Below are 21,187 nucleotides of genomic sequence, written 5' to 3' on the forward strand. Positions count from 1 at the left end.
TTATGTGCGGTATAGCTGGATTCATTTCAAGAACTGACGACCACGCTGACAGCCGCGGGGTGCGGCTCGATGCGATGTGCCGTGTCATCACGCATCGCGGCCCTGACGAGCAGGGGACAGCCGTCGTAGGCCGTGCCGCCATGGGCATGCGTCGGCTGTCGATCATTGATCTTGCCACCGGGCAGCAGCCTATCTACAACACAGACAGATCCAAACTGATCGTTTTCAATGGTGAAATATACAACTATCGGGAGCTTAAGAAAGACCTCGAATCCCGCGGATACAAATTCCGCACCAACTCTGATACTGAGGCGATAATTCATGCCTACGACGAATTCGGGCCGGATTGTGTGAAGCGTCTGCGCGGTATGTTTGCCTTCGCGATCTGGGATAGCCGGGAGGAAAGCCTCTTTGTTGCTCGAGACCGTGTTGGGAAGAAGCCGTTGTTCTACACGATCACGACTGACGGGGAGTTCGTTTACGGATCGGAAATGAAGGTCCTGCTTGAACATGGAGGTGTTGTTCGAGAGATCGAACCCGGTGCACTCGACGCCTACCTCACGTTTGGTTACGTTCCTGAGGAGCTTTGTATATTTAAGGGCGTCCGCAAACTCGAGCCGGGGCATTTTCTTATATTTAAGGACGGAAAGGTTCGCACTGAGCAATATTGGGATTTCGATTATTCGCAAGAATCGTTAACGGGCACGGAGGACGAGATAGCAGTCGAACTGCTCGAAAAACTCCGTGATGCCGTCGGCGTTAGGCTCATATCCGAAGTTCCGTTAGGAGCGTTCCTGTCCGGTGGGGTTGACTCGAGTGCGGTGGTCGGATTGATGTCTCAGATAACCGATCAGCCGGTCAAGACCTTTTCGATCGGGTTTAATGAGGACAGTTATAGCGAGCTGAAATACGCACGTCTTGCGGCGGAGCATTTTAAGACAGATCACCACGAATTTATTCTCACACCGGATTTTGTTGACATCGTTGACGACCTAGTATGGCATTTTGACGAGCCGTTCGCGGACCCGAGTTCACTTCCGACTTTTATGGTCTCAAAAATGGCGAGGGACTTCGTAACCGTCGTACTGTCGGGCGATGGCGGGGACGAGTTGTTTGCAGGCTATACAAGATACGTCACGGATCGCGATAAAAGCGGTTTCGAAAAGCTCCCGAACGGCCTCCGTTCGGGACTTCTCAGGCCTTTGAGCGAAGCACTGCCGCACGGAACTAGAGGCAAGAACTACCTTTTCAACATTTCTCTCGACGCGGCCGGGCGTTACATCGACAGCATTTCGCATTTCAACGGTCCGAAAAAGCGGAAGCTATATTCTGCGGAAAAGCGAACAAAAATGAACGGCAGTTTCGAACGTGGTGAGAAACTTTTCCGCGAGATCGCGGGAAGCGTTCGTTCCGAAGACGCCGTCGAGAATCTTCTTTATCTCGACAGCAAAACGTATTTACCGTCCGATATTTTGACCAAGGTCGATCGCATGTCGATGGCGTCGTCGCTCGAAGCCCGCAGTCCACTTCTCGACCACGAGTTGATCGAATTTGTCACGCGTATCCCATCGTCGATGAAACTGAAAGGAAAGGAAACCAAATATATTTTTAAGAAAGCGGTTGAAGGATTTGTTCCACGGGAGATCCTGTACCGTGAAAAACAAGGTTTCGGGATGCCCATTAGCGAATGGATAAATGTGCAGCTAAAGGAACGCATGACAAGCGATCTTTCGGATCAGCGGGCAATGGAACGTGGCTACTTTGACACGAAGTACATCAAATTGCTACTTGATGAACACCGCCGCGGACGGCGCGATCACTCTAACCCGCTCTGGACGCTCTGGATGCTCGAATTATGGCATCGTCGCTACATTGACGGTGAAAAATAAGAATGCCGATAGGACAGCCCTCAAATATCAAAAAACTTAAATGGAGCTTGCCGTGGCTCGTCCGTTACCCGTGGGTGCGAGCCGGGGCGATGCTCGAGAGGAATGCTTTTCAGAAGCAGCACGTCATATTCACCGTAGCCAATCACTTCGAGCCCGGCTGGAAGCCGGAGGGCGGTTTTCTCGACCGAGTCACTCAGGTGAAACGGTTGAAGGAGTATAGAAAGAAGTTTCGCGAACAGGCCGGTACAGTTCTTGATGCGGACGGAACTCCGTTTCGGCATACGAACTTCTATCCGGCGGAACAATACGATCGCGAATTGCTGGAGATCATGGCCGAGATGGAAGCTGAGGGCCTCGGCGAGATCGAGGTCCATCTTCATCACGAGGGTCATGAGCCCGACACGGCAGAGAACTTCCGTTCAACGATCTTGAGATTTCGCGATACGGTTGCTGATAGGCACGGCTGCCTGTCGAGGATGGACGGGACGGGAGATCCAATGTATGCGTTCGTTCATGGAAATCTAGCTCTGGCGAATTCCTGCGGAGGACTTTATTGCGGCGTGGACAACGAGATGGAGGTTTTGCAGGAAACCGGATGCTATGCCGATATGACCTTGCCATCGGCTCCCGATCAGTCGCAGGTGCCCATTTTTAATAAAATATACGAATGTGCGCATCCTATGAACGAACCAGTTCCGCACCGTTCGGGCGTCCGGGTCGCAACAAATGGAAAATCTCCTCTATTACCACTGATATTTACCGGACCGCTGGTCCTTAACTGGACCCGGCGTATAGCTGGTTTGCCGTTTCCGCGAATTGATGACGGCGCGTTAGCGGCGAACCAGCCCCTAAACCTCAGCCGCTTCCGTCGCTGGCGGTCAGCAAATATCTCGGTTGCGGGCAAACCTGACTGGGTATTCATCAAACTATACTGCCACGGCTTCTTTGATTACGATCAATCCGCAACTATCGGTGAATGTGCAAAGCGCTTTTTCAGCGAAATAATAGAGCGATCGGAGAAACAAGGAGATTTTAAGGTTCATTTTGCGAGTGCACGGGAGGCATTTAACATGGTTCTCGCCGCAATCGACGGTAAGACGGGCGATCCTCATAAATTCAGGGATTACAGGCTGCGTTCGATAATGCGAAAAGAACGGGTTCTGAAAGCTATAGCATTTATTTGGGCTCCTTTCGGAATTTTCTGTGAACAGGGCGTTTTTGTGTAAAGAGATGGCGTTAGCGACGATGGCAAAACCGCTCGATAAATTCAAGAAGATCCGCAGTCTGGATGAGGTGCTAACGCGCGGCGGTCAGGCTCTTTCGGTGTTTCGGGAACAACGCGGCGGCGGTGGTGAGATACCGACCGATGAGGAGTTCGTAAAACTGATCGAAGCGGACCAGTTCGCAGGAAAGCCGGTCATTGCCGAAACCATCTGGCAGAAGTTCTTCAAAAACGGTTCGGAAAAGTTCTTTCTTTCGTTCAAAGAGCCTAATGCCTCAATCGAGGTGTTCAATTCGACATTTGGCGAGGAAGTCGCCACGTCCTTCATTTCTGCGGCTGAGAATATTGTTGAAGGCCGCATCGATCTGATGGGGCTTAAGAATCTGTACGTCGGCCGAGAGATAGATTGGCATCGTGAGCCGCTGTCTTCAAAGCGGTCGCCACTCAAGCACTGGAAAAAGTTCGATGACCTCGATACTTCAGAGACTGGAAACAAGAAGGTCATTTGGGAACTCAACCGTCATCAGCATTTCTTTACGCTCGGCGTGGCGTATTGGTTAACCGGGGAAGAACGTTTTGCAGACGCCTTTGTCCGCCATCTAGACTCCTGGATGAAGGAGAATCCTCCGGGACTCGGCATAAACTGGGCGAGCAGCCTAGAGGTCGCGTTCAGGTCAATGTCGTGGATCTGGGCGTTTCATTTCTTCAAGAATTCCGACCGATTTACGCCAGAGCTGTTTCACGGAGCTGTCAAGTATCTATACCTTCACGGCCGTCATATAGAGCGATATCTCTCGACATACTACAGCCCGAATACGCACATTACTGGCGAAGCCCTCGGTCTTTATTACCTCGGAACACAACTGCCGTTTCTCGACAAAGCGGCCCATTGGCGAAAGTTGGGCGAAGATATCCTGTTCAGCCAGATCCCAAAGCAAGTGTTCCGTGATGGGGTATATTTTGAGCAAAGCACGTGGTATCAGCGATATACAGCGGATTTTTATGCTCACTTTGTTGTGCTGAGATCTCTGTGGGGCGAGCCCTATTATCATCCCGCGGCTGTTGATCTGGAAAACCGATTAGAGCAAACGTTCGACTTCCTTATGCAGGTGACGATGCCGGACGGAAAAACCCCGATCATCGGCGACGACGACGGCGGCCGTATGCTTCCGCTGACGACCGCCGAATCGGACGATTTTCGCGGAACTCTAGCTCTGAGCGCCGTTATTTTTGACCGCAGCGATCAAAAATATGTGAGCGAAAAGCCGAGCGAAGATCTATTCTGGTTGACCGGTCCGGATTCGATCAAGTTATTCACGGCCATCGAGGCAGAAGAACCCGCCATAACCTCAACTGATTTCGCCAACGGCGGCTATTGCGTCATGCGTGATGGATGGAGCGACACGGACAATTATCTCATCGTCGATTGCGGCGAAGTTGGTTCGCTTGCGGGTGGTCACGGCCATGCCGATGCAATGTCTATTGAGGTTGCGGTTCACGGTAAGACGCTGCTTGTTGATTCGGGAACATACACATATCACGAGTCCTGTGAGCTTCGCGACTATTTCCGGTCCACGGCGGCACACAATACGCTCGAGATCGACGGCGTTTCTTCATCTGAGCCGGCAACCGCATTTAGCTGGAAGACGAGAGCAGAGGCAAAAAGAGATAATTGGATATCTACCGATCGATTTGACCTGTTTGAAGGATCGCACAACGGTTACGAGCGGTTGAATGACCCGGCGACGCACAGTCGGAGCATTCTGTTTTTGAAAAATGATTATTGGATCATTCGTGACCTGGTTGAGACACAAGGCGAACATCAATACTCTCTGAATTTTCATTTCGATACAGGCGTTCGAACAAATATAGGCGGCGAAGGCAGATGGATCGGCGGAACTGACCATCGCATCTACACTTTCGGAGACAACGGTAGCTGGGATCATAAAGAAAGCTGGATCTCGAAGAACCACGGGAACCGGACAAATGCCCCGTTCATGCGGTTCATTTCCAAGGGCAGCGGGAAACAAGAGTTTTTTACCTTCGTAATGCCGATGGACGCTGGTGTGACGCCACCCGAGGTTTCTGAAGTTGAGATGGCATCAGGTAGAGCATTTGTCATTCGATATGTCGGATATATGGACGTTTTCGTCGTCAATGACGAGCGTGGTTTGCTAGATAACGGAATATTCTCGTCAAGTTTTAGATATTCGTGGGCGCGGCTCAGCAGCGAAGAGTCTGCCCCGGACGAATTCGTATTGATCGATGGAGATCAGTTGTTGCTCGAGGGAAATGAAGCGTTCGAATCAGGGCATGTCGAATACGCTGCAATACGGCGGCTTGGCAACGATGTTTACGTCAAGACTCAGAAAGAAATGCGTACTTTCCCTCTCCGGTTCATCGACCGCAGAAAGAAAGACCGCCGTCTGCTAAACTCCGACCGCCGCCGTGCCGAACAGTGAAAAAACGAGTTCTACAGTTTATCGGGAGCTTTAACCAGGGCGGCTCGGAACGCCAGGCGATAGCTCTATCACGATTGCTGAAGAATGAAGGATCATTCGAAGTTTTCGCCGCGACGCTCAGCAATGAAGGCATTTTGCGGGCGGAGATCGACGAGATCGGGCTGCCGGCGATTCCCGAATTTCCACTAACATCCTTCTACAATGCGAACTTCGTCAAGCAGGTACGTGCGTGCGCTAAATACCTGAAAGAAAATCAAATAGATCTCATCCACACGCATGATTTTTATACGAATGTTTTCGGAATGGCGGCCGCCTCGATGGCAAATGTGAAAGCTCGAATTGCTTCGAAACGTGAAACCGGTGGTATGAGGTCCGTTCGCCAGGATATGGTAGAGAAGTTCGCCTTTGGCCGGGCGAATACGATCGTTGTAAATTCCGAATCAGTCGTAAATTATCTTAAGGTCCGTGGAATTCCAGCTACGAAAATCCACCTGATCTACAATGGGCTCGATACCGAGAGATTCAACATTACCTTGAACGATCGAGCGGGTTTTTTGCAAAAGTACTTGTTGCCCGAAGATGATGGAATTCGACTGATCACACTCGTTGCGAACCTGCGTCACGATGTTAAGAATATCCCGATGCTGCTTCGGGCGGCCACGGCCGTACTAGCTTCAGATACTACAGCACATTTCGTAATTGCCGGCGAAGGTGGCTTAAAAGACGGTTTGCAGGCAATGGCGATTGAACTTGGTATCGGCAACAACGTTCATTTCATTGGCCGATGTAGCGATGTTCCGGAACTGCTTACGAATTCGTATGCGTGTGTTCTCACATCAACTGCTGAAGGGTTTTCAAATGCCATCCTCGAATACATGGCTGCGGCTAAACCAGTCGTCGCGACGAATGTTGGCGGTGCGAGCGAGGCGATCGTCCATGATCGAAGCGGCTATCTGATAAATTCTGATGACGACGGATCGCTCGCCGTACATCTGCTCGATCTCCTCGGCGATCCTTCGAAAGCGGCTCGTCTTGGTGCCGAAGGAAGGCGGATCGCAACCTCAAGCTTCTCTGAATCGACTCAGTTACAGCAAACGGTTCAGCTGTACGAGTCCCTATTGCGGTAACATAATGTCCGATGTCGATCCACGTTTTACAACTAGGCCCATATCCGCCGCCCGAGGGCGGCGTGAGCCGGAATATGCTTGCGATCCGAGACGAGCTAGTAAAACGCGGTGATAAATGCTCGATCATTGCCACATCTCGAAGTACTTCGATCAGGGACGAACCCGACGTCTACCATCCAACCGGGGCTTCGGAAATTCTCAAGCTGCTGTCGTCGCTGAGATACGAGATTGTGCATCTCCATGTCGGCGGCGAGCTTAATAGCCGAGTGCTGAGCCTTGCCATGATCGCATCGCTCTTTGGCCGTAAGAGAAGTGTGCTTACCGTACATTCCGGAGCATTTCCGCTAACCGACGAAGCAAAAGTTGCCAGGCGATTTTCGAAACACGGCATCACGTTTCGCCGTTTTGGAGCGATCATTGCGGTTAACGATGCACTTGCTGAGACTTTTCGCCGATTTGGCGTCGCGGATAAAAAAATACACAAGATACTGCCATTTTCGTTGAGGCCGCCGGACGCGAGCGTTGCCGTTCCGCTCGAGCTAGCCCGCTTTATTGCAAATCATTCACCGCTATTGCTTTCTGTAGGCGGCCTTGAAAAGGATTACGATCCATTGTTTCAGATCGAGGCGATGCGGCAGGTCTTACAAGATTTTCCAAAAGCAGGGTTGCTGTTGGTTGGCGAAGGCTCGCTCCGCAGCGAGGTCGAAAATGCGGTCGCCGGAAGTAATTATACTGAAAGTATCCTGGTTGCCGGCAACGTTGAACACGCCGCTACGCTTCACCTGATAGACAAAGCCGATATTTTATTGCGAACAACGCTATTTGACGGAGATGCGATCTCAGTTCGTGAAGCGCTTTTCCTCGGAACGCCGGTTATTGCAACGGAAAATGGCATGAGGCCTGAAGGTACGCATTTGATCCAGATCGGCGACAAGGAGAATTTCCTCGAGAAGGTTCGGGAGATCTCTCAGACAATACACAGGGAGCCGCGAGGAATTGGGGATACGGATAATATCGACGCAGTGATCGACCTCTACGAACAAATGCTCGTTACCTAGGCATCGGAGCCAGGTCGCTGCCCAGGTTCTTTCCGTTTTTAGCTTTTCCTCGGTATTTGCTGGCGGGTGCTAGACGGAAATCCTTTGCGTTCGGATCCGCGAATCTGATCTCGTCCATGCTCGCGACGATCGTGTTTCCGGCAGGGAAGGCATAGTCGCTGGTCGGAACGCGATTCAGATTCATAAAAACGTTATTTTGCAGCAGCGTTTGGGCTTGCGCAGAGCGATTGTCGATGCCGTGAACACCATACAAACCGTGCCCGATAATATTATCGCGGAAAACGAAAGCTTTGGGCATCGTGTCGTAGAATTTTATCGTGCTGCCCCAGTTAAAGGCAGTATTGTTCACGATCGTAATGCCTTCGCCCTGTGTCACCTGGATCAAATAGCCGCCGCCTTCGAATTCCTTATCGCCTCGGATGTTAAGAAATAGATTATTCTCGATCGTTAAATTCTTGAGTACCTGGCTCGGATAAAGATCATCTTTGCCCAAAATGTTGATTCCGTCGCCCGCACCATCAATGATGTTGTCCTTGATCAGAACATCCTCGATCGTCGAGAACGGAGCTCCGTTGTCCTGATTTCGGATGGTGATGCGGAACGCCGAGCCTTTCCAGTTGTTGGTCATCAGATTACCGGTGAATCGGACACGTTTTGAGTTCTTTAGCTCAAACAGCGTCTTGACCGACACCTTGTCAGCCCACGCTTGCGGTTTATTCAGGTAGTTCCCGTGCACCTCTATATCAATAGGGATCAGATCCGCCGATGCCGGATCAGCCCCCCCAAACATGATGTTCTCGGCTCCTCCTTCGATGTAATTGTTGAGAATCTTGACGTTCCGAGTTCCGGTCCAACCACAGATGCCTTGTGTTTCTTCCCCTGGAAAGCCGAATCCCTCGATGTAGCTGTTCTTGACGATCGTTTCGGCACTGTTCAGAGCGATGCCCCGGCGGACGACGCCGGTCTTGTTGGGCCGCATATATGAACGGTCGATCTCAATATGATGCGGCAGATTCACGGCGGTTTCGCCATTTCCCAGAACGACAAGACCGTAGTTGTACGTCGATGACGTTGCCGCAAACTCGATCCCGATGAATTTGTAGTGGTGAGCTCCCTTCGCGGTTGCGATCGCGGGGCGACCAAGCATTCCCGCTGTGATGGTCGCCATCGACGAGCGCTGTGCAGGTGAAACCCGTTTGTCGGGTACGAGATTCCCAACGGCGGATGACTGGATCGTTACATAATCCGTCAACGGCTTATTCGGCAGCGTGATGGTTCCCGAATAAACGGCTCCGGCCTGAAGTTCAATTATGTCGCCACTCGTTGCGAGTTCAAGGGCCGCCTGGATGTTGCCGCCCGGGGGAACTTTGATAACTCGCCCTGCTGCGGTCGCTTTGACGGTTGGCTGGGGACCTATCAAGCCGAAGGTGCCGTAATTCCATTCATATATGACGCTTCCGCCGACCGCAGAGCAGATCACGAGCACGGCGAGAACGGGTAAAAGCCATCGCACCGAACGGCGGCGTTTTACTTCTTTTTGTTTAACTCTTACTGTATTTACCACGATCAGATTTTCCACATTTTCTCCAACGCTTACATTAAAGGACCAAAAGACCTCAGAATCCACCACACAACACGAAAAAAACGTGGTAATTAGTGTTAAAAACGGTTAATCTCTAAATAGCCGCTTCCACAGCGAAATAAATCTACAAAAACCACTCTATTCTCTCTTTCTAATCTCGGTATGTGCGGTATCAACGGAATAGCATTTTCCCCACGCTCGGGCAGACAAGTTGACGAAGCAAGAATCGTGCGAATGCGCGACATAATTCATCACCGCGGGCCTGACGATGGTGGCATTTATCTTGATGGAAACATTGGGCTCGGCCATCGGCGCCTGAGCATCGTGGATGTCACACACGGGGCACAGCCAATGTTCTCGAGTGACCGCTCGTGTTCAATTGTATATAACGGCGAGGTTTACAATCACGCCGACCATCGCGAGAGCCTCGAATCGAAAGGCTATAAGTTCCAAAACCGCAGCGACACCGAAACGATCCTTCACCTCTACGAAGAATACGGCCGCGATTGCGTCGATCATCTTCGCGGAATGTTCGCCTTTGCGATCTGGGATAAACAAAAACAGGAACTCTTCATTGCTCGCGACCGTTTTGGTGTGAAGCCTCTGTACTATGTTCACGACAGCGAAGGGAATCTCTTTTTCGCGTCTGAGATAAAAGCACTTCTCGAAGCCGGAGCCGTCAAGCCCGAACTCAATTACAACGCCTTACCCGATCAACTAGCCAATCACGGTACGTCAGGCGACGAAACACTTTTTTCCGGAGTCAAACGCCTTTCGCCAGGTCATACAATGGTCTGGAAAGACGGAAGGCTTGATATTCGCGAATTCTGGGACCTCAAATTCGAACCCAAACACGAACCCAAAAGCGACGCACAATATATTGAGGAATGGCGGGATCTTTTCCGTCAGTCGGTCGAGTTGAGGTTGATGGCGGACGTGCCATTGGGAATGTTCCTGTCGGGCGGCATAGATTCGTCAGCGATCGCGGCGATGATGTCGACGATGGTAAGTGAGCCGATAAAGACCTTTTCGGTCGCGTTCGGCGACCGCGAAGCGAATGAACTGGAGTATGCTCGACTCGTTGCCGACGCCTTCGGAACTGAGCATCACGAGATAACCATTTCGCCAGAACAATTCTTTGCCGAGCTGCCAAACCTGATCTGGCATGAGGATGAGCCGATCGGTTTTGAGTCATCCATCCCACTCTATTTTGTTTCGAAGCTCGCCCAGGAGCATGTAAAAGTGGTCTTAACCGGGGAAGGTGCAGACGAGACGATGGCCGGCTACGGTAGATACAAGAAGGCGCTCGCTCTGTTAGATTATGGCAAAAGATACGAGAAGATGACCCCAGCGTTTCTGCGGAACGCCGTTCGAGGTGGGGTTGCAACGCTGCCAGATTCACTCAACCGTAAGCTGGGCCGAACGTTTCTTTCTCGCGATGCGGATATTGAGAATTTGTTTTTGACAACTTCGCTATCTTTCCAAAGAAAATGCAAGCCCGGATGTTTTCGAGGGCCACCCGCGACAAGATCATCGATTTGAACCCTTACGCCCCGCAAAATGAATTGCTTAACAACACTGATGCGCTAGCCGTTCTGGATAAGCTTCTATACGTCGACACAAAAACATACCTGCACGAACTGCTGATGAAGCAGGACCAAATGTCTATGGCCGCATCGATCGAGAGCCGTGTACCGTTCCTCGACCACAGACTTGTTGAATTCACCGCACAAATGCCAACCGAGATGAAACTTCGCGGCGGAACAACTAAATGGATACTTCGTGAGGCAATGAAGGGCTTTCTGCCTCAGGAGATACTCACGCGTCCAAAAATGGGCTTTCCCGTTCCACTCGGCGGCTGGCTTCGTAACGACTACAGACACATCGTTGACGAGTTTGTTCTCAGTGAACGCTCGCTTGACCGCGGCATTTTTGACTCCGATTTTGTTCGCCAACTTGTTTTGGCCCACAATTCCGGTGAGGATAATTCGACTAGGATCTTTCGATTGGTAAATCTCGAGATCTGGCATCGTCAGTTCTTTGACGGCGAACAGTTTGAGATCAAGCAAGACGCTGTGGCAGAGATGCTCGTCGCCGCTTAATTCCATTCTCGTTACTATGAAGATCGAATACATTTGCCACGCATGTTTATTTATCGAGACCGAGGATGCCCGGATCGCAACTGATCCATGGTGGGCGGCTCCGGTTTTTTGCGATAAATGGTATGTTTTCCCTAAACCGGTGAATACCAGCTTTACCGATAAGGTTGACGCGATACTCATTTCACACGGTCACGAAGATCACCTAAATGAACCCACACTGTCACTCTTTCCCAAGGATGCGAAGGTATTTTATCCATATAGCTATTTTGGTGGAGCTAGGGAATACATTGAAGGCATGGGTTTTGAAGACGTAAGGGAATGCGTCACGTTTAAGAAGTACCGTATTTCCGAAAAGACCGAAGTCACGTTCATTATCAACTCGCATGACAGCGTCATCGTCATCGAAAGCGGCGGAAAAGTTGTCATCAATGCGAATGACGCTCTCCATTCCTCGTCCGAGAAAGTGATTGCATTTTACGTCAATGAGATCAAAAAGCGCTGGCCGAAGATAGACGTGCTATTCTGCGGATTTGGCGGGGCAAGCTATTTTCCGAATACAATGCACCTTGCCGGCAAAGACGATTACAGAACGAGCCTGGCGCGAGAGCAACTTTTTGTTCATAATTTTTGTAGTATCGTCAAAGCACTTCATCCTGCGGTAGCCGTGCCCTTTGCGGCGGACTTTTGCCTAATTGACGATGATCAAAGATGGATAAACGACGCCCGCTTTCCGAGAGCAAAAATCGCGGGGTATTATCGGCAGCACTTTGCCGAAAATGGATACGAACCGCAAATCGCGGATATGTATTCGGGGGACAGGCTTGAGGGAACCACTATGATTCCATCTTCGCCCTATCGCAGCGAAATGAGGGATGGCGGTCTCCATCATCTGGTCGAGGAACAGTATAAAACTGAGATAGTGGGTCGGCGTTTGAAAGCAACCGTTGGCGAAGACGACGCAGAAAGTTTGCGTGGCGAACTACTCCGAAATGTAACGAAACGCATGACGCTTTTTCCGGCAGAAAAGCTGCGCCGTTTGAAATTCTCGCTTCGTGTAACTGACGTTCAGGAATTAAATTTATACAACATTTCCTTCCCGGATGGTGTCGCAGTGGTTAAGCGTTCGTCTGCTGCGGATGCCGACAGCCTATTAGTCATGGAACTTTCGAGCTCTGTTTTGCGCTATTCCATCGGCAGCGATTGGGGAGCCGATGTTATCTGCGTTGGTTACGGGGCCGAGATTCATTTTGCCGATAAGAAGACAGCCGAGGTCGATCTCGAATCGATCTGTATGAATTTGCTTGCATGCTATCCGACGGCGGCAGATCTGAAAAAGGCACCTTTCCGTACGTTGCAGTTTCTGCTTCTCAATCCGCCGCGCTTTACAACCTCGATTCGCAAACTGAAGAAATTTAACCTCGAGAGTGAAAATTACGATCGGAAAACATGGCTTCTCAAGAAGCCGTCTGAGATCCGACGTATTTATAACCTTCCGGAACTCGGCTTCGAATTCCAGCCGCAGAAGCATTAGAGTATGTTAGTCAGCTACCCAAAAGAAACAAATAAACCGAAAGAAACGGGCGTGCTTCGTGGGAGGGATATTCTGTGCTTTTCGCATGATTGGACTGGCGATCCGCTGTCGAAAACACATCTGATGCGTGTGCTTTCGAAAGACAATCGCATTCTCTGGATCAACGCGATCGCTAACCGAATGCCGACGACCTCATCAAAAGACCTGTCGCGCATCTACAAGAAATTAAAAGCCTTTACGGAACCTATTCGTGAGGTCGAGCCCAATATTTTTCTTCTTAATCCGCTCGCGATCCCCGCGTACGGCAACAAGACGGTTGTAAACCTCAATCAACGGTCGCTCATTCGCCAGGTCAAAAAGGCGATGCGAAAGCTCGGTTTCTCGAACGTCATCAACATGGTGTTCAACCCGGCAGCGGGAATGATCGCCGGCAAGGTCGGCGAGGAATCGCTGATCTATTACTGCGTCGATGAATACACCGCGTTTACCGGCTCGTCTGCTCTTAAAGAGATCGAGGAAGAGTTGTTTCGCGTGTCAGATCTGGTCGTTGTGTCGGCTGAAAAACTATACGATTCTAAAAAGCAGTTTAACCCAAACACTCACATCATTCGGCACGGAACCGACTGGCGGCATTTCCGCACTGCCTTAAACGAATCGACCAAGCTCCCGGATGAGATCGCGAATTTGCCGAAGCCGATCATTGGATTTCATGGCCTTCTGGCCGATTGGGTTGACTTCGAGTTGATCAAAAAGACAGCCGAGCATTTTAAGGACGGCTCGATTGTTCTGATCGGTAAGATCGCTGTCGATGCCGAACAGAAAGTTAAGGTTCTGAACGATGTTCCGAATGTTCACTTCCTCGGCCGAAAGCCGTACGCTGAGCTTCCGGCGTATTGCAAAGGCTTTGATGTTGCACTGAATCCATTTGCCATCAATGAATTGACCCTTGCTGCAAACCCGTTGAAGGTCCGCGAATATCTTGCCGCCGGATTGCCCGTCGTTTCAACCGATATCCCCGAAGTACGCATTCTGCCTGACTGCCTGGTGGGTATGGATCACGATGATTTTATCGCCAAGATCGAGGACGCGATCGCCAATCCTAAACCTCGCGAAGAGGTCAGCGACGCGATCGCTCACGAAAGCTGGGATGCGAAAGTTGATGAGTTACGTGCGTTGATGACTGCTCAAATGCCGTAATTCTTTGAAATTTACTACTTATTCTACCTTTCTTGGATAAGCGGGCTACTCCCACGCCCACTTTCAATATGAACACATCGATGGTCGAAAATCTGAATGTTGCTGAGCAGCATCGCAACGAAGTTGCGAATGGTGAGAGGTTCGAATTTGGCAAGAACTGGAGTGCGTTTCTATCCGTCCTCGATGACGAACGCATTGATACCGCCGTCAGTTCGCTCAAGTCAATGCTCGAGGTCGAAACGCTCGAAGGTAAGACATTTCTCGACATCGGTTCGGGGAGCGGATTGTTCTCGCTTGCAGCGAGAAAGCTCGGTGCGAGGGTTCATTCCTTCGATTTTGACAGCAATGCGTTTGCCTGTACGAAGGAACTGCGGAAACGGTATTTCCCCAACGATCCAAATTGGCGTATCGAGCAAGGCTCTGCTCTCGATGCCGATTACGTTGCAAGTTTGGGTAAATTCGATATCGTATATTCGTGGGGCGTGCTGCACCACACCGGTGAAATGTGGAAAGCTCTCGAGAACGCCGTAATTCCAACCAAACAGGGCGGGAAACTATTCATTGCGATCTACAACGACACCGGAAATCAAGCGAAACGCTGGCATTGGATCAAGAAAACATATTGCCGTCTCCCCGGTTTGCTGAAGACACCTTTCGCCGTCCTCACGATCCTCCCCGAGGAAACCAAACGCTTTGCGGGCTCGCTATTACGCTTGAATCCAGGCGAATACATTCGTTCGTGGACCCATTACAAAGGCAGCCGCGGCATGAACCATTGGTACGATATTATCGACTGGGTCGGCGGATATCCATACGAAGTAGCATCGGTCGATGAGATCTTCGAATTCTACAAGGCACGCGGATTTAACCTTACGAAGGTCAAATCCGGCGGGGTTGGGCTCGGCTGCAATGAGTTTGTTTTTGAAAAGGTCTTAGCTTGATCTCAATAGCGGCAGACGTTTGCGATAAGTCAACTGCCGCCAGATCCATTCCATCGGTCCGTACTGGAAAAATTTAAGCCACACCGTACACAGAATTATCTGAAAAACAAAGACCGTCAGAGCGATCGCCGTCGCCTTGGCGGCTCCCGTTGTTCCATACAAGCCAAATCCGAAACCGTAGAATATAGTGATCGCAACGACGGTTTGAAGCAGATAATTGGTCATGGCCATACGTCCAACCGGAACGAAGATCGATAGGATCTTCTGCCCCCAATTGCATTGCCATGCTGTTACAGTCAGCGCGATTATTCCGAGTGCCAAAGCCGGAACGCCAAAGCCGTATGTGACAACGCCCAGCAATCCGATCGGTTCCGGCGGCAGAACAGATTCGCGGCCGGCATAATAAGCAAAAATAAGATTGAGAACGATACCCACAGGGAGTCCGTAAACAAGTACGCGACTGATCAAGGCTTTATTTTCTCCGAGGGACTGAAAAATACCGCGTCGATAGGCATAAAAGCCGAGCAGAAACATCGCAAGGATCTTCGGCAGACGCATTTCAAATATTAACCCGGCCCAGCGCCCAGCCAGAATATTGAGGTTGTAATCGACCATTATCCGGAGATAAGTTCCATTCGGTACGACGCTCACCGCATTTTGCCACATGCCGTTTTTAGCGTCTGCGACCGAGGCGGCAACGTCGGGCGGGGCGAAGACGAGGAAGAGCACGAGGAAGATCACGTAAACCGCGATCGGAGCAATGATCAGGCCAAATATCCATTTCGGCAGCGACTCGGTAGCTTTTTTTCTGAAGAGCAACAGGACAAATCCCATCAACGCATAAACGCTCAGAATATCGCCCGACCACAATAGAAACGCATGGATGACACCGATGATCAGCAGCCAAAAGAGCCGCCGTTTGAAGACGGTCGCTTGCGTGTCACCGCGATCCGCAGCCCTTGAGATCTGAAGAGCGAAGCCGAATCCAAACAGGAACGAGAATATCGAATAAAATTTACCCTCGATAAAAACATGCACCAGAAATCGGGCAGCCTGATCCGCAAACGGTGACTGAGCGGCTATCGCATCGGGCATGAAGCCGTAACCCGAAAACCACTGCATATTCCCGACAAAGATCCCCCCGATCGCGAGCCCGCGCAGGACGTCCACGATCTCGATCCGTTCGGTTATAGAAATTGGGGCGAGTTTATCTTCGGCCATAGCGTCCAGCTGAACAGGGAATATTCTGACCTTGCTTTACGGCGAGCGGGGTAGGAAAGTTTGGGCAAATTTCGTTATGTAGGAGCGATCAGGCTAACCGAGGATCAGTCACCATCATTCATCTTTTCCATTAATTCCGCCCAGCGAGGATCGCTGCGGATGGAATCGAGGTTTTTGTCGGTTTCGAAGTAAGGTTTGTTCTGGTTGCCAAGCCGAACGGCTTTGTTGATCCACTTAAAGGCTAAGTCTTTTTCGCCGAGCATTGCGTAGGTTGAACCTACCCAATATGCCATGTCATGGTCGGCCCGCGAAAGCGAAAGAGCGTCTTCGGTCAACTGGGCTCGTGCCTCATCCGGCCTGCCCGAGCCGGCCAGGATCTCCGCATACAGTGGGCGAATACCATCCATTCTGGGATTTTCCCTTAGTACCTTGTCCATCATAGCGATAGCTTCGTCTGACTTGCCTTGATAGTAAAGCACCGCTGAACGGAATATCCTGATCATTGGATGGTTTGGTTCGGACCGGGCTGCCTGATCGAGTATCTCGAGCGCCTTATCGAACTCGCGCTTGTAAATATATATTCGGGCACTGTTGTAAGCCGCCACAGGGCGGGCTGCCGGATCGAGGCGTGCAAGTTTTTCGTATGCCTTAAGTGCTTCGCTGTATTCGCCGTCAAGACGGTGCATGACCCCTTTAACGAAATATAGGGCCGCGTCATTCGGGAACTGCTTCTGCAGCAGTTCGATCTCAGATCGTGCCTTTTTCTTCTCGCCACGAGCCATATAGATCATGACCATCAAAACTCGAGCTTCGACAACGTTTTGGTCGTAGAAGAACGCTTTGCTGAACGCAGCCTCGGCGTAAGTGTAGTCCTCTGGTTCTCCGAGTCCTTTAAAGACCCGGTTCGCATAGCAGGCACCCAGGCCGCTGTAGGCAAGGGCGAAATGCGGATCGAGCTCGATCGCACGCTTGAAATTCGCCATTGCGGCATCGCAGTCCTCCGCGTCGATCGTCCGGAAGATGAATCGGCCAAAATTGTCTCGGCCACGAAGGTATTCTTCCCAAGCTTCGGCGTTGTCGGTCGCTCGGCGCCCGAGTTTTTCCGCTTCGAGGTCGGTAAGCTCAAGGCGGAGGCCTTCGAGTATTCGTTGGGCGATACCGTCTTGCAGAGCAAGAATGTCGCTGCCTTCGGCGTCGATCCGGTCGCTCCAAAGGATATCCCCGGTTGTGACATCAAGAAGCTGGGCGGTCACCCGAAGTTTCTCACCGGCACGTAAAAAGCCCGCTGAAAGCACGGCGTGAACGCGAAGTTCCTTGCCCGCTTCTCGCGGATCCACCTGTTTGCCCTGGTATTTTGCTATCACGGAACTTGGGCGCACGATGATCGAACGGATCTGGGCAAGTTCAGTGATAACGGCGTCAGCTAAAGCAAATTCGTAGAAGCTTGACGCGGGATCCTGGCTAAGATTCTGAAACGGCAGTATGGCAACGCTCTTTTTCTCGGATCCCGCTGCCGTCATCGAAATGTCCGGGGCGTACGATGGTGTGACTGCGATCGACGGCGTCTGGCTGCCGACCGAGGTCGCTTCGGGAATTGATTTGCCCGTAAACCAATTGAGCATACGTTTGACCGCACTGCCATCGGCGTGGCCCGGTGCATACGTGTCGCCAGGCATTATTTGGGCTCCCGCGATCTGCTGCAAAACGGTTCGCAGATCGTCACGCATCGTAGCGATCTTCTGGTATCGGTCTTTCGGATCTTTTTGCAGAGCCTTGTCAACGATCTGCTGGATCTGCGGTGGGATCGGTTCCTTTCGCAGATCTGCGATCGGCTTTGGCGTTCCATACAATACCTGATGTCGAACGTCGATAACGGTCTTTCCTTGAAAAGCCCAAATGCCCGTTAGCATTTCATAGATCAGAACTCCCGTCGAGAATATATCCGAACGATGATCTGCCCGCTCGCCCTTCGCCTGTTCCGGAGCAGCGTAAGTCGCGGTGCCGTAGGGAATTCCGAGTTCTGTTATTTCGTGCCGGTCAAGTCCTTCGTGGCTCTGGGCGTGCTCGTCCTCGAGGAGCTTTGCGAGGCCAAAATCGAGGATCTTTACCTGGCCGGAATCTGAGACCATGATATTTCCGGCCTTGACGTCACGGTGAATGATATTTTTTGAATGGGCGTAAGCTAGGGCGTCGGTAACCTGGATCGCTATAGAGATCGCACTTTTCAGCTCCAGTGGCCGGCCTGCGACCAATTGCCGAACGTTCTTTCCCTCAACGTACTGCATGGCGATATAAAAAACGCCGTCCGCACTATGAAAATCGTAGATCGTACAAATGTTCGGGTGGTCGAGCTGCGAACAAAGCTGAGCCTCTCGTTCGAAACGCCTGAAGTTCGATGTTTTTTGAGTGAGTTCCGGCGGTAAGACCTTGATGACAACGGTGCGGTTAAGCTTAGTATCGAGAGCCTTGTAAACGGTTCCCTGGCCTCCGGAACCGATCTTTTCGAGGATCTTGTATTGGTTAATTTGCGAACCAACCATAAGGAATACGTGGATATCCGGAGTTAGAACCCGAAGTTCAATTTTCCACGAACGGTAATCGTAAAGTTAATCACGTTTCATGTAAAGGCGAACGGAGGGTTTCGCCTTATAATTTCAAAAAATTAAGTTGTTGTTTCCACGACCGGCCAACTGCCGGTCAATCAATGTGGATCGTTCAGCCACGCGGCGGGTTGCCCCACCCCGACGCGATATAGTTCCCATTTTCTACGATGCAGGGAACCGTTAGGTCGCCGACGGAATATTCGAGCATCTCTCTCTGACGCTGCTTATCGTTTTGAGCGTCGTAGTCGATGAATGCGATGCCGTTCGAGCTGTAGTGATCGCGAGCTTTCTGACAATAAGGGCAATCGGGTTTCGTGTAGATCACAAGCGACATAGGTTTATTTTTTACTATAGCGATGATTTTACTCCTCTGAATCACAAACGACAACCTAAAATGTCAGAGGCAAATATCGACACCTTGGTTCATTTTTGGGGGAGAATTATTTCGGAAAAAACTCGCGCACCGAAATTGATCACTTCAAAAGTGTGAATCGTTTCACACTTTTCCAATTTAGGCCTACTTTTGAGCATTTTTCGCGATTTCTTGCCACTTTGGTCGTGGGTTATGACGAGATCGTCGCGATTGAAAGGCCACTTTGTTCAAATGAGTTTGCGGGATTGGTCGAACGTTTTTTCCGCGCGGAACCGTGACTAAAAATTTCGTTTTTGTAAAAGAAAGAGAGGAAGTCTGATTGGTCAGGACAATAGGAGACGACCACGAAATAACACCAAAAAGGACACGAAATTGAAAAGTCTTAGTTTTTTTAGTGTTTTGTTTGTGTCCTTCCGTGGTTACCTTCTACTAACTCTGACTTTTCAGAAATCCTCTCTCCATTTGAGATCATCCTGTGGTCAAACGGGCAGCGTCTCGCCCTTGGCGATCAGGTATTTCCTGATCGCGGAACGGATCACGCGGCCGGTTTTGGAGACGAATGCCGAGACCGGGCTCTCAGGAGGCTGAGGCTCGTAAAAATTCTCGACGTAATCGATCGCCGCCACGTGAAAGCCGACATCGCGGTCGAGTTTTTCGCTGATGTGCCATTTGTGATCGGCGATGCGGCGAAGCAGTTTTTCGGCTTCCGTTTCCGAGATGCGGCTGCCCGTGTAAACCTGCAATAGTGAGCGGCCCATGCCTGGTATCTGATCGACCGAATTATCAATAGCGTAATGTAAATTATAAGTATTCATATAATCCCCTTGTAAACGCCGGGTATAAAACTGTTCCCGGTTGATATAAATAAGTATAATCGTGCGAGAAACTTGATTACCAACTCTTATTTTTCATTGCGGTAATGAATCAGACTAATGGCTCTAAACTATTGTAAATAAACCGGATGGAGATTTGGCAGCTGCGAACATTTTGCGAGATAGCCGAGACGCTTAACTTTACGAAGGCGTCAGAAAAACTGCATCTGACCCAATCGGCGGTTAGCCATCAGATAAAAGCTCTCGAAGAGGAACTTGGAGTTCCGCTCTTCATCCGGGCGAAACGCGGCGTCTTGCTCACCGATGCTGGGAAAGTGGCGCTTGAACACGCAAAACGCATCCTGGCCGAGGCGGACGAGATGCTCGAGGCGGTTGCCGATCGTGAAAAGGCGATCGCCGGCCGCGTACGGGTTGCAGCGGCTACGCAGGCACTGGTCTATCTTTTCGCACCCCTGTTCGAAGAGTTCATGGATCAGCAGGAACTCGTCGAACTCGTTTTTCGCACGACAGCGACCACAGAGCAAACGGTTGACGATATTCTGAGCGGGGTTGCCGACGTCGGATTTGCTTCGATCGCGGTCTATTCACCGACGCTGCAGGTGACCGAATTATTCAAGGACGAACTGGTGCTGGTTGTTGGTAAAAAGCACCGGTTGGCAACATTTACCGAGGTTTCGGCGAGGGATATTAAACACGAGCGGTGGATATTATTCGAACGCGGGGCATCAATCAGGCGGGCGACGGATGCATTCTTCAAAAAGATCAAAGTAGAACCAGAAATGGCTCTTGAGTCAAACGATACATATTTTGTAAAACTAATGATCGAACGCGGCCTCGGGATCTCGTTGATGCCGTCGTGGACCGTTAAGCAGGAAATGAAAGACGGAAAGCTCGCTCAGATCAGGCTCAAAAGCCATGAATTGAAGCGGACTGTTGCGATGGTCTCTCTCAAAGGAGCGACGTCCGCTCCGATAAGGGCGTTCATTGAATTTATGCTTGCACACAAAGACCGTCTGCAATCGTCCGCTCTTCAGCGCTAACCCAAA

General features: G+C 50.7%; 16 protein-coding genes. 11 read left to right on the plus strand and 5 right to left on the minus strand.

What is annotated here, in order from left to right; genetic code table 11:
* Positions 1 to 2 precede the first annotated feature (2 nt).
* Genes asnB (IPG22_14460) through IPG22_14480 form a run of 5 tightly spaced genes read left to right on the plus strand, consistent with a single transcriptional unit; the run spans position 3 to position 7,758 of the window.
* Positions 3 to 1,889 carry an asparagine synthase (glutamine-hydrolyzing) gene (gene asnB / locus IPG22_14460; GenBank protein MBK6589489.1) on the plus strand — a complete coding sequence of 629 codons (1,887 nt, stop codon included), beginning with the start codon at positions 3 to 5 and terminating at the stop codon, positions 1,887 to 1,889.
* A gap of 2 nt (positions 1,890 to 1,891) precedes the next feature.
* On the plus strand, positions 1,892 to 3,115 hold the full coding sequence (locus IPG22_14465; GenBank protein ID MBK6589490.1) for a hypothetical protein: 1,224 nt from the start codon (positions 1,892 to 1,894) through the stop codon (positions 3,113 to 3,115).
* A 4-nt stretch (positions 3,116 to 3,119) separates the two neighbouring features.
* Positions 3,120 to 5,573 (plus strand): alginate lyase family protein, encoded by a 2,454-nt coding sequence (locus tag IPG22_14470; protein MBK6589491.1) that lies wholly within the window; start codon positions 3,120 to 3,122, stop codon positions 5,571 to 5,573.
* Positions 5,570 to 6,700, plus strand: coding sequence for a glycosyltransferase (locus tag IPG22_14475; GenBank protein ID MBK6589492.1), 1,131 nt, complete (start codon positions 5,570 to 5,572; stop codon positions 6,698 to 6,700). Before IPG22_14470 ends, IPG22_14475 begins: the two co-directional genes overlap by 4 nt.
* A gap of 11 nt (positions 6,701 to 6,711) precedes the next feature.
* Complete coding sequence (locus IPG22_14480; GenBank protein MBK6589493.1) at positions 6,712 to 7,758, plus strand: glycosyltransferase family 4 protein; 1,047 nt, start codon at positions 6,712 to 6,714, stop codon at positions 7,756 to 7,758.
* On the opposite strand, the gene IPG22_14485 is transcribed toward IPG22_14480, so the two are convergent.
* A complete protein-coding gene (locus IPG22_14485) occupies positions 7,751 to 9,337 on the minus strand; it encodes a right-handed parallel beta-helix repeat-containing protein (protein MBK6589494.1) in 1,587 nt (528 codons plus the stop codon). The genes IPG22_14480 and IPG22_14485 overlap by 8 nt on opposite strands.
* 165 nt (positions 9,338 to 9,502) lie before the next feature.
* Between IPG22_14485 and asnB (IPG22_14490) the strand changes: the two genes are divergently transcribed.
* From asnB (IPG22_14490) to IPG22_14510, 5 genes are all read left to right on the plus strand, one after another.
* Positions 9,503 to 10,882 (plus strand): asparagine synthase (glutamine-hydrolyzing), encoded by a 1,380-nt coding sequence (gene asnB, locus IPG22_14490; GenBank protein MBK6589495.1) that lies wholly within the window; start codon positions 9,503 to 9,505, stop codon positions 10,880 to 10,882.
* A complete protein-coding gene (locus tag IPG22_14495; GenBank protein MBK6589496.1) occupies positions 10,843 to 11,442 on the plus strand; it encodes an asparagine synthase C-terminal domain-containing protein in 600 nt (199 codons plus the stop codon). The genes asnB (IPG22_14490) and IPG22_14495 overlap by 40 nt, the downstream gene beginning before the upstream one ends.
* Positions 11,396 to 12,973, plus strand: a complete 1,578-nt coding sequence (locus tag IPG22_14500; protein MBK6589497.1) for an MBL fold metallo-hydrolase — start codon at positions 11,396 to 11,398, stop codon at positions 12,971 to 12,973. The genes IPG22_14495 and IPG22_14500 overlap by 47 nt, the downstream gene beginning before the upstream one ends.
* A gap of 3 nt (positions 12,974 to 12,976) precedes the next feature.
* On the plus strand, positions 12,977 to 14,170 hold the full coding sequence (locus IPG22_14505; protein ID MBK6589498.1) for a glycosyltransferase: 1,194 nt from the start codon (positions 12,977 to 12,979) through the stop codon (positions 14,168 to 14,170).
* A gap of 80 nt (positions 14,171 to 14,250) precedes the next feature.
* Positions 14,251 to 15,111 carry a class I SAM-dependent methyltransferase gene (locus IPG22_14510; protein ID MBK6589499.1) on the plus strand — a complete coding sequence of 287 codons (861 nt, stop codon included), beginning with the start codon at positions 14,251 to 14,253 and terminating at the stop codon, positions 15,109 to 15,111.
* On the opposite strand, the gene IPG22_14515 is transcribed toward IPG22_14510, so the two are convergent.
* From IPG22_14515 to IPG22_14530, 4 genes are all read right to left on the minus strand, one after another.
* Positions 15,103 to 16,332 (minus strand): DUF418 domain-containing protein, encoded by a 1,230-nt coding sequence (locus tag IPG22_14515; GenBank protein ID MBK6589500.1) that lies wholly within the window; start codon positions 16,330 to 16,332, stop codon positions 15,103 to 15,105. The two genes, IPG22_14510 and IPG22_14515, sit on opposite strands and share 9 nt — an antisense overlap.
* Before the next feature lie 104 nt (positions 16,333 to 16,436).
* The gene (locus IPG22_14520) at positions 16,437 to 18,872 is read right to left on the minus strand and encodes a protein kinase (protein MBK6589501.1); all 2,436 of its coding nucleotides are present in this window, start codon (positions 18,870 to 18,872) and stop codon (positions 16,437 to 16,439) included.
* A 175-nt stretch (positions 18,873 to 19,047) separates the two neighbouring features.
* On the minus strand, positions 19,048 to 19,269 hold the full coding sequence (locus IPG22_14525; GenBank protein MBK6589502.1) for an NrdH-redoxin: 222 nt from the start codon (positions 19,267 to 19,269) through the stop codon (positions 19,048 to 19,050).
* A gap of 518 nt (positions 19,270 to 19,787) precedes the next feature.
* A complete protein-coding gene (locus tag IPG22_14530) occupies positions 19,788 to 20,123 on the minus strand; it encodes a hypothetical protein (protein MBK6589503.1) in 336 nt (111 codons plus the stop codon).
* Between the two features lie 146 nt (positions 20,124 to 20,269).
* Between IPG22_14530 and IPG22_14535 the strand changes: the two genes are divergently transcribed.
* On the plus strand, positions 20,270 to 21,181 hold the full coding sequence (locus IPG22_14535; protein MBK6589504.1) for a LysR family transcriptional regulator: 912 nt from the start codon (positions 20,270 to 20,272) through the stop codon (positions 21,179 to 21,181).
* Positions 21,182 to 21,187: the final 6 nt, after the last annotated feature.

This window comes from Acidobacteriota bacterium (assembly GCA_016703965.1).
Taxonomy (GTDB): domain Bacteria; phylum Acidobacteriota; class Blastocatellia; order Pyrinomonadales; family Pyrinomonadaceae; genus OLB17.

What these genes read in the sequence shown, in the direction of transcription:
- asnB (MBK6589489.1), top strand. Translation starts at nt 3, where the DNA reads ATGTGCGGTATAGCTGGATTCATTTCAAGAACTGACGACCACGCTGAC.
- IPG22_14465 (MBK6589490.1), top strand. Translation starts at nt 1,892, where the DNA reads ATGCCGATAGGACAGCCCTCAAATATCAAAAAACTTAAATGGAGCTTG.
- IPG22_14470 (MBK6589491.1), top strand. Translation starts at nt 3,120, where the DNA reads ATGGCGTTAGCGACGATGGCAAAACCGCTCGATAAATTCAAGAAGATC.
- IPG22_14480 (MBK6589493.1), top strand. Translation starts at nt 6,712, where the DNA reads ATGTCGATCCACGTTTTACAACTAGGCCCATATCCGCCGCCCGAGGGC.
- asnB (MBK6589495.1), top strand. Translation starts at nt 9,503, where the DNA reads ATGTGCGGTATCAACGGAATAGCATTTTCCCCACGCTCGGGCAGACAA.
- IPG22_14495 (MBK6589496.1), top strand. Translation starts at nt 10,843, where the DNA reads ATGTTTTCGAGGGCCACCCGCGACAAGATCATCGATTTGAACCCTTAC.
- IPG22_14505 (MBK6589498.1), top strand. Translation starts at nt 12,977, where the DNA reads ATGTTAGTCAGCTACCCAAAAGAAACAAATAAACCGAAAGAAACGGGC.
- IPG22_14510 (MBK6589499.1), top strand. Translation starts at nt 14,251, where the DNA reads ATGGTCGAAAATCTGAATGTTGCTGAGCAGCATCGCAACGAAGTTGCG.
- IPG22_14515 (MBK6589500.1), bottom strand. Translation starts at nt 16,332, where the DNA reads ATGGCCGAAGATAAACTCGCCCCAATTTCTATAACCGAACGGATCGAG.
- IPG22_14520 (MBK6589501.1), bottom strand. Translation starts at nt 18,872, where the DNA reads ATGGTTGGTTCGCAAATTAACCAATACAAGATCCTCGAAAAGATCGGT.
- IPG22_14525 (MBK6589502.1), bottom strand. Translation starts at nt 19,269, where the DNA reads ATGTCGCTTGTGATCTACACGAAACCCGATTGCCCTTATTGTCAGAAA.
- IPG22_14530 (MBK6589503.1), bottom strand. Translation starts at nt 20,123, where the DNA reads ATGAATACTTATAATTTACATTACGCTATTGATAATTCGGTCGATCAG.
- IPG22_14535 (MBK6589504.1), top strand. Translation starts at nt 20,270, where the DNA reads ATGGAGATTTGGCAGCTGCGAACATTTTGCGAGATAGCCGAGACGCTT.